This is a genomic window from Cereibacter changlensis JA139 (assembly GCF_003034985.1).
GTDB lineage: Bacteria > Pseudomonadota > Alphaproteobacteria > Rhodobacterales > Rhodobacteraceae > Cereibacter > Cereibacter changlensis.
Genome location: NZ_PZKG01000147.1, coordinates 1 through 8,554, shown reverse-complemented (window position 1 = coordinate 8,554; position 8,554 = coordinate 1). Strand labels below are relative to the sequence as shown.

Sequence of the window (8,554 nt, the reverse complement as noted above, 5' to 3'; positions counted from 1 at the left end):
CTGGGGAAATGGTAGAGCAGGCCGCCCTTCGAGACGCCCGCCTCTGCCGCCACCGCCTCCAGCGACAGCCGCGCCGGGCCGACGGTGCGGCTGAGCTGGTCCGCCGCGTCGAGCAGCCGCCGTCGCGTGGCCTGCGCCGTTTTCTTTCGCGACTTCTGCTCTACTTCCGGCATGCGCACCTCGTGGCTTGACTTTACCGTCCGGACGGTACACGCAAAGGCGCGAATGCGAAAGGTCCGGCGGTGTCGCGCACGCAGCCCTTTTGGACAGGTCAGATGGAGACGATGATGGTCAAACGCCTTTTTATTGCGGTAATCCTCCTTGTGCTGATCGTCGGGGGCATCGTCGGCTTCAACAGGTTCCGCGACCAGGCGATCGGCGACTTCTTCGCCAATCGGGTGCCGCCGGCGGTGACGGTGTCGACCAGCATGGCCGAGGCGATCACCTGGAAGCCGACCATCGAGGCGATCGGCACGGCCAATGCGGCGCGCGGCGTCGATCTGTCGGTCGAGGCCGGGGGCACGGTCGAGGAAGTCGCCTTCTCCGCCAATGACAGGATCACCGCCGGCCAGCGGCTGGTGCAGATATCGGAGCGGGCGGAACGGGCCGATCTCGCCGCCGCCGAGGCTTCGCTGGCGCTGGCGACGACCCAGCTGAACCGCGCCCGCGAGTTGCAGGAGCGCGGCGTCTCGGCCACCAACAACCTCGACATCGCCCAGTCCGAGGCCGCCTCGGCCCGGGCCCAGGTCGCGCGTCTGACCGCCATCCTCGAGCAGAAGGAGCTGAGCGCGCCCTTCGACGGGGTGATCGGCATTCCGCAGGTCGAGCTGGGCGAGTATGTCACCGTCGGTCAGGTCTATGCGACGCTGCAGGATCTCGACTCGATGCGGGTCGACTTCTCGCTGCCCGAGCAGCGGATCAGCCAGATCCGCGCCGGTCTGCCGGTCTCGGTCGCGACCGAGGTGGGTGATTACAAGGCCCGCGGCACGATCACCGGGATCGAGCCGAAGGTCGATCCGAACTCGCGTCTGGTCACGGTGCGGGCCGAGGTGGAGAATGCCGAAGGCACGCTCTACCCGGGCCAGTTCCTGCGCGTCTCGGTCGAGCTGCCGTCGGAGGAGAACGTGATCGCCGTGCCACAATCGGCGGTGTCGACCAGCCTCTACGGCGACTCCGTCTATGTGGTGCGGGCGGGCGAGGAGGAAGGCAGCAAGACCGTCGAGCAGGTCTTCGTCACCGTCGGCCGGCGCAGCGGCCAGATGATCGAGATCGTCAGCGGCGTGGAAGCCGGCGACGAGGTGGTGAACGCCGGGCAGAACCGGCTCTCGGGCGGCGCGAGCGTCGTGGTCGACAACACGGTTGCGCCTGTCGCAGCCGCGACAGAATAAGAGGTCGGCATGAGCATCTCCGAGATCTTCATCCGCCGCCCGGTGCTTTCCACCGTGCTTGGCGCCTTCATCCTGCTGATCGGGTTCTACAGCATCTTCAACCTGCCGGTGCGCCAGTATCCGGAAGTCGAGGAAACCGTGGTGACCATCACCACCACCTATCCGGGCGCGGCCCCCGACCTGATCCAGGGCTTCATCACCGCGCCGATCGCCCGCGCGGTGGCGACCACCGAGAACATCGACTACGTCACCAGCCAGAGCCGGCCCTCGGCCTCGGTCGTCTCGGTGCAGATGCAGCTCGGGGCCAACCCCGACGTGGCGCTGACCGAGGTTCTGGCCAAGGTGCAGCAGGTCCGCGGCCAGCTGCCCGGCGAGGCGGAGGACCCGATCATCGTCAAGGGCACCGGCGACCAGTTCGCGCTGATGTATCTGGCGGCGCTGAACCCCAACATGACCGCCGAGCAGATGACCGAATATCTGGAACGGGTGATCCGGCCGCGCATGTCGACCATCGACGGCGTGGCGGAGATCCAGATCATCGGCGCCTCGAATTACGCGATGCGGGTCTGGATCGACCCCTTGCGGCTGGCGGCGCGCAACGTGACCGCCTCGGAGGTGCTGGCGGCGATCCGGGCCTCGAACTTCCTCTCGGCGCCGGGCAAGACCGAGAACGAGTATTACGCCCAGTCGATCACGCTGGAATCCACCCTGCAGACCCCGGACGCCTTCGGGGCGCTGCCGCTGCGGACGGAGGAGGGCAACGTCGTGCGGCTGCGCGACGTGGCCGAGGTGGAGCTGGCGGCGGAGGAGCGTGACAGCATCGTCACCTTCAACGGCCAGCCGGGCACCTTCATCGGCATCTTCCCGACCCCGGCGGCGAACCCGCTGACCACGGCGGCGGCGGTGATCGAGGAGCTGCCGGCGATCAACGAGACGCTGCCCGACGGGATGGAGATCAATCTGGTCTACGACTCGACCGAGACGATCACCGCCTCGATCGTCGAGGTGTTCAAGACGCTGGCCGAGGCCGTCGCCATCGTGGTGGTGGTGATCCTGCTGTTCCTCGGCTCGTTCCGCTCGGTGCTGATGCCGATCGTCACCATCCCCTTGTCGCTGATCGGCGTCTGCGGCGTGCTTCTGGCGCTGGGATATTCGATCAACCTGCTGTCGCTGCTCGCCATGGTTCTGGCCATCGGTCTGGTGGTCGATGACGCCATCGTCGTGGTGGAGAACATCCACCGTCATATCGACGAGGGCATGAAGCCCTACGCCGCCGCGGTGAAGGGCATGCGCGAGATCACCGGGCCGGTGATCGCCATGACCATCACGCTGGCCGCGGTGCTGGCGCCGCTCGGCTTCTCGGGCGGTCTCACCGGGTCGCTGTTCAGCGAATTCGCCTTCGCGCTGGCCGGGTCGGTCATCATCTCGGGGGTGATCGCGCTGACGATCACGCCGATGATGTCGGCCCGCCTGCTGAAGGAGGGTAGCGGCAGCCGGTTCCAGCGCATCGTAGACGGCACGCTGGAAGGCTTGTCGAACTGGTACGAGCGCCGGGTGGCCTCGTCGCTGGACTACCGTCCGGTGACGCTGATCATGGTCGTGGCGCTGGTCGGGGCGACCGGGTTCATGTTCCTGAACACCACGAGCGAACTGGCGCCGGAGGAGGATCAGGGCGCGATGTTCGCCTTCCTGAGCGGGCCGCGCTACGCCACCAAGGAATACACCACGCTCTACACCGACCATATCTCGCAGATCACCCGCGACATCCCCGAGGTGAAGACCGAGTTCTCTATCGCCGGTTTCGGCGGGCAGGCCAATTCGGGCATCTACATCTGGGCGCTGGAGGACTGGGCGGACCGCGAGCGCAGTCAGGCCGAGGTGCAGGCCGAGGTGCAGGCGCTGCTCGACCCGGTGCCGGGTCTGCAGGGCTTCGTCTTCTCGCCGCCGAGCCTGCCGGGCACCGGGGGCGGTCTGCCGATCTCGATGGTGGTGCAGTCGATCTACTCGCCCGACAGGGTGGCCGAAATCGCCGACGAGATCCGCGAGAAGGCGCTGGCGACGGGCCGCTTCATCGCGGTGCAGAACTCGCTGTCCTTCGACGCGCCCGAGGTCTCGGTGCAGATCGACCGCGATCGGGCGGCCTCGCTGAACGTGTCGATCTCCGAGATCGGCAACACACTGGGTCTGCTGGTCGGCGGCGGGGCGGTGGCGCAGTTCGACCGCGATTCCAACAGCTACGACATCATCACCCAGGTGCCGCGCGAGTGGCGCGACAACCCCGAGGCCCTGGGCGGGTTCTTCGTCCGGGCGCAGTCGGGCGAGATGGTGCCGCTATCCTCGCTGGTCAGCATCACCACCGGCACCTCGGCCGCCTCGATCGAGCAGTTCAACCAGCTGAACTCGGCCACGCTGACCGCGCTGCCGCTGCCGGGCGTCTCGACCGGCGACGGCTTGGCCGAGCTGGTCGGGATCGCCAACGAGGTGATGCCGGAAGGCTTCTTCCTCGACTACTCCGGCCAGTCGCGGCTGGAGGTGGAGCAGGGCAACGCCATCCTGCTGGCCTTCGGCGCGGCGGTGCTGGTGATCTATCTGGTGCTGGCGGCGCAGTTCGAGAGCTTCCGCGATCCCTTCATCATCCTGATGTCGGTGCCGCTGTCGATCTTCGGCGCGATCCTGCCGTTGAACCTCGGGCTCGGGACGCTGAACATCTACACGCAGGTGGGTCTGATCACGCTGATCGGCCTGATCACCAAGCACGGCATCCTGATGGTGGAATTCGCCAACCAGCAGCGCGAGGAGCACGGGTTGAACCGGCGCGAGGCGATCGTGGCGGCGGCCAAGGTCCGGTTGCGGCCGATCCTGATGACCACGGCGGCCATGGCGCTGGCGGTGGTGCCGCTGATCATCGCCGAAGGCGCGGGGGCGGCGGCGCGCTCGGCGATGGGGACGGTGATCTTCACCGGGCTGTTGGTCGGGACGGTGTTCACGCTCTTCGTGGTGCCGATGTTCTACACCTTCATCTCGAAGCCCGACCGCGCCTACAAGGCGCATCGCGAGATGCTGGCGTTGCGCGACGCCTCGGTCTGAGCAACGACGGCATGACGACCACAGGGCAGGCCTCCGGGCCTGCCCTTGGCATTTGCGGAGCTTTGTCGCAGAAGGGCGGCGAAGCAGGGACGGGGCAGGGGCCGGGCATGGACAGATTTTCCTTTCAGGTATCGGCGACCGACGGGGCCGCGCGCAGCGGCGTGATCTCCACCCCGCGCGGCGAGATCCGCACCCCGGCCTTCATGCCGGTGGGCACGGCGGCGACGGTGAAGGCGATGCTGCCGGAAAGTGTGCGCGCCACCGGGGCCGACATCCTTCTGGGCAACACCTATCACCTGATGCTGCGCCCCACCGCCGAGCGCATCGCCCGGCTGGGCGGGCTGCACAAGTTCATGAATTGGGACCGGCCGATCCTGACGGATTCGGGCGGCTTCCAGGTGATGAGCCTTGCCGCACTCCGGAAGCTGACCGAGGAGGGGGTGAAGTTCTCCTCGCATATCGACGGCTCCAAGCACATGCTCAGCCCCGAGCGCAGCATGGAGATCCAGAAGCTGCTCGGCTCCGACATCGTGATGTGCTTCGACGAATGCCCGGCGCTGCCGGCGACGGATGAGGTGGTGGCGAAATCCATGCGGCTGTCGATGCGGTGGGCGCAGCGGTCGCGCGACGCCTTCGGCGACCGACCGGGCCATGCTTTGTTCGGCATCATGCAGGGCGGGGTGACGCGGGAACTGCGCGAGGAGAGCGCCGCCGCGCTGACCGCCATCGGCTTTGATGGCTACGCGGTCGGCGGGCTCGCCGTGGGCGAGGGGCAGGAGGCGATGTTCGGCGTGCTCGACTATGCCACCGACATGCTGCCCGCCGACAAGCCGCGCTACCTGATGGGCGTGGGCAAGCCGGACGATATTGTCGGCGCGGTGGAGCGGGGCATCGACATGATGGATTGCGTGCTGCCCTCGCGCTCGGGGCGCACCGGGCAGGCCTGGACGCGGCGCGGGCAGGTGAACATGAAGAACGCCCGCCACATGGACGACCCGCGCCCGCTGGACGAGGCCTGCAGCTGCCCGACCTGCCGCAGCTATTCGCGCGCCTATCTGCACCACGTGCTGCGCTCGCAGGAGATCATCGCCTCGATGCTGCTGACCTGGCACAACCTGCATTACTATCAGGAGCTGATGCAGGGCCTGCGCGACGCCATCGCGGCGGGGCGGCTGGCCGCGTTCGTGCAGGGCTTCCACTCCCAGCGGGCCGAGGGCGATATTCCACCAGTCTGATTGTGCAATTTTGCGGTCCCAACCCTGCCGTTTTGCACCCTTGTGCCCGGCTGCAGGAACCTTACTTCGAGCCGACAAACCCGAAGTGAGGCATCTTCAATGACTGATAAACTGTTCACCCCCGTCACGCTGGGCGATGTGGAGCTGAAAAACCGGGTGGTCATGGCGCCGCTGACGCGCAACCGCGCCAAGCCCGAGGATGACACGCCCTACGCGATCCACGCCGAATATTACGCGCAGCGCGCCGGGGCCGGGCTGATCATCAGCGAAGGCTCGCAGATCTCGCCCGAGGGAAAGGGCTACGCCTGGACCCCGGGCATCCATTCCGAGGCGCAGGTGGCCGGCTGGAAAGCCGTGACCGATGCGGTCCACGCCAAGGGCGGCAAGATCGCCATCCAGCTCTGGCATGTCGGGCGCATCAGCCATGTGAGCCTGCTGGAGGGCAACGCGCCGGTCGCGCCTTCGGCCATCGGCGCCGCCAGCAAGACCTTCGACGGCACGCAATTCGTCGAGACCTCGGTGCCGCGCGCGCTGGAAGAGGCCGAGATCGCCCGCGTGGTGGATGACTACCGCAAGGCTGCGGAGAACGCCCAGGCCGCCGGTTTCGACGGGGTCGAGATCCACGCCGCCAACGGCTACCTGATCGACCAGTTCCTGCGTGACACCTCCAACACCCGCACCGACGGTTATGGCGGGTCGCAGGAGAATCGCGTGCGCTTCCTCGACGAGGTCGTGGGCGCCGTGGTCGGCGTGCTCGGGGCAGGGCGCGTGGGCATCCGCTTCAGCCCGTTCTCGAACGCCAACAACGTCGGCATCGACAGCGACACCGTGGGCCTGTTCTCCAAGGCGATCGACGTGATCAACAAGCACGGGCTCGCCTTCCTGCACATGGTCGAAGGTCAGACCGGCGGGCCGCGCGAATGGCCGGAGGGCGCGCTGGAGACGCTGCGCAGCCGCTTCAACGGCGTCTATATTGCCAACAACGCCTATGACCGGGCGATGGCCGTCGAGGCGGTGGCTTCGGGCAAGGCGGATGCCGTGGCCTTTGGCAAGCTCTACATCTCCAACCCCGATCTGGCCGAGCGGCTGGCGGCCGATGCGCCGCTGAACCCGCTGCCGACCGAGGGGCTTTATGGCGGTGGGGCCGAGGGCTATACCGACTACCCGACGCTGGAAGCCGCCGCGGCCTGAGCCGGAACGGACAAGACCGGGGCGGGGCGTGCGACGTCCCGCCTCTCCTGTCGGAAAAGACAGCCGGGCCGGCGCGGCCTCCCCGTATTGTCCGCTTGCCGCGCGACCGGTGGAGGTCCAGATTGTAACGCGAAGCCGACGGCATGGTTGACACTCCCGGGGCGCGATACCAGATATTGTAGCGAAGACCGGGGAGGGCCGAGCGCTGCCGAATGACCGGGGCCAGAGCCTTCCTGCCAAGTAAGGAAAAGACATGAACGAGACCCTCGCAAACAGCTATCCCGTGCTGCCGCTGCGCGACATCGTGGTGTTCCCGCACATGATCGTGCCGCTGTTCGTCGGCCGCGAGAAATCGGTCCGCGCACTCGAGGAGGTCATGGCCGAAGACCGGCAGATCCTGCTCTCGTCGCAGATCGACCCCTCGGTCGATGATCCGACCACCGACGGGATCTACCGCGTCGGCGTGCTGGCCAATGTGCTGCAACTCCTGAAGCTGCCCGACGGGACGGTGAAGGTGCTGGTCGAGGGCAAGGCCCGGGTGAAGATCACCGAGTTCCTGCCCAACGACCGCTTCTTCGAGGCCTCGGCCGCGCCGCTGAGCGAACAGCCGGGCGATGCCGAAACCGTCGAGGCGCTGCTGCGCACCGTCGCCGACGAGTTCGAGCGCTACGCCAAGATCAAGAAGAACATCCCGGAAGAGGCGCTTTCCGCCGTGTCCGAGACCAAGGAATCGGCGCGTCTGGCCGATCTCGTCGCGGGGCATCTGGGCATCGAGGTGGCGCAGAAGCAGGCGCTCCTGGAGACGCTCGACGTCGCCGAGCGGCTGGAGAAGGTCTATGGCCACATGCAGGGCGAGATGTCCGTGCTGCAGGTCGAGAAGAAGATCAAGACCCGCGTCAAGACGCAGATGGAGCGCACCCAGCGCGAATACTATCTGAATGAGCAGATGAAGGCCATTCAGAAGGAGCTGGGCGACGGCGAGGAAGGCCAGAACGAGATCGCCGAACTGGAAGAGCGGATCGCCAAGACCGAGCTTTCCAAGGAAGCGCGCGACAAGGCCGATGCCGAGCTGAAGAAGCTCAAGAGCATGTCGCCGATGAGCGCCGAGGCGACCGTCGTGCGCAACTATCTCGACTGGCTGCTGGGCGTGCCGTGGGGCGTGAAGTCGCGCACCAAGAAGGATCTGGGCAAGGCGCAGGCCGTGCTCGATGCAGATCACCACGGGCTCGAGAAGGTCAAGGAGCGGATCGTCGAGTATCTCGCCGTGCAGGCGCGGTCGGCCAAGCTGAAGGGCCCGATCCTCTGCCTCGTCGGCCCTCCCGGCGTCGGCAAGACCTCGCTCGGGCGCAGCGTCGCCAAGGCGACGGGGCGCGAGTTCATCCGCATCTCGCTCGGCGGCGTGCGTGACGAATCCGAGATCCGCGGTCACCGCCGCACCTATATCGGCTCGATGCCGGGCAAGATCATCCAGGCGCTGAAGAAGGCCAAGACCACCAACCCGCTGATCCTGCTCGACGAGATCGACAAGATGGGCCAAGATTTCCGCGGCGACCCGGCCTCGGCGATGCTGGAGGTGCTGGACCCGGAACAGAACGCGACCTTCGTCGACCACTATCTCGAGGTGGAATACGACCTGTCCAACGTGATGTTCCT

The 8,554-nt window shown here is 66.8% G+C and carries 6 protein-coding genes; 5 read left to right on the top strand and 1 reads right to left on the bottom strand.

All coding sequences use genetic code 11. The features are described from left to right. Nucleotides 1–173 (bottom strand): TetR/AcrR family transcriptional regulator (locus tag C5F48_RS19815; protein WP_146170659.1); only part of this gene is annotated, 173 nt, incomplete at its 3' end. 114 nt (nt 174–287) lie between these two features. Between C5F48_RS19815 and C5F48_RS19810 the strand changes: the two genes are divergently transcribed. From C5F48_RS19810 to C5F48_RS19790, 5 genes are all read left to right on the top strand, one after another. Next, entirely contained in the window at nt 288–1,388 is a 1,101-nt protein-coding gene (locus C5F48_RS19810) for an efflux RND transporter periplasmic adaptor subunit (RefSeq protein ID WP_107665530.1), read from the top strand. A gap of 9 nt (nt 1,389–1,397) precedes the next feature. Next, the gene (locus C5F48_RS19805; RefSeq protein WP_107665529.1) at nt 1,398–4,475 is read left to right on the top strand and encodes an efflux RND transporter permease subunit; all 3,078 of its coding nucleotides are present in this window, start codon (nt 1,398–1,400) and stop codon (nt 4,473–4,475) included. 107 nt (nt 4,476–4,582) lie between these two features. Beyond that, a complete protein-coding gene (gene tgt / locus C5F48_RS19800; RefSeq protein ID WP_107665528.1) occupies nt 4,583–5,710 on the top strand; it encodes a tRNA guanosine(34) transglycosylase Tgt in 1,128 nt (375 codons plus the stop codon). A 99-nt stretch (nt 5,711–5,809) separates the two neighbouring features. Continuing rightward, nucleotides 5,810–6,901: an alkene reductase gene (locus C5F48_RS19795; protein ID WP_107665527.1), complete on the top strand. Its 1,092-nt coding sequence runs from the start codon at nt 5,810–5,812 to the stop codon at nt 6,899–6,901. Between the two features lie 253 nt (nt 6,902–7,154). After that, nucleotides 7,155–8,554: LON peptidase substrate-binding domain-containing protein (locus tag C5F48_RS19790; protein ID WP_146170658.1), on the top strand; the 1,400-nt coding region annotated here is incomplete at its 3' end.

Bases quoted from the DNA above. Each gene is read 5' to 3' on its own strand.
- tgt (WP_107665528.1), top strand. From the start codon at position 4,583: ATGGACAGATTTTCCTTTCAGGTATCGGCGACCGACGGGGCCGCGCGC.
- C5F48_RS19795 (WP_107665527.1), top strand. From the start codon at position 5,810: ATGACTGATAAACTGTTCACCCCCGTCACGCTGGGCGATGTGGAGCTG.
- C5F48_RS19810 (WP_107665530.1), top strand. From the start codon at position 288: ATGGTCAAACGCCTTTTTATTGCGGTAATCCTCCTTGTGCTGATCGTC.
- C5F48_RS19805 (WP_107665529.1), top strand. From the start codon at position 1,398: ATGAGCATCTCCGAGATCTTCATCCGCCGCCCGGTGCTTTCCACCGTG.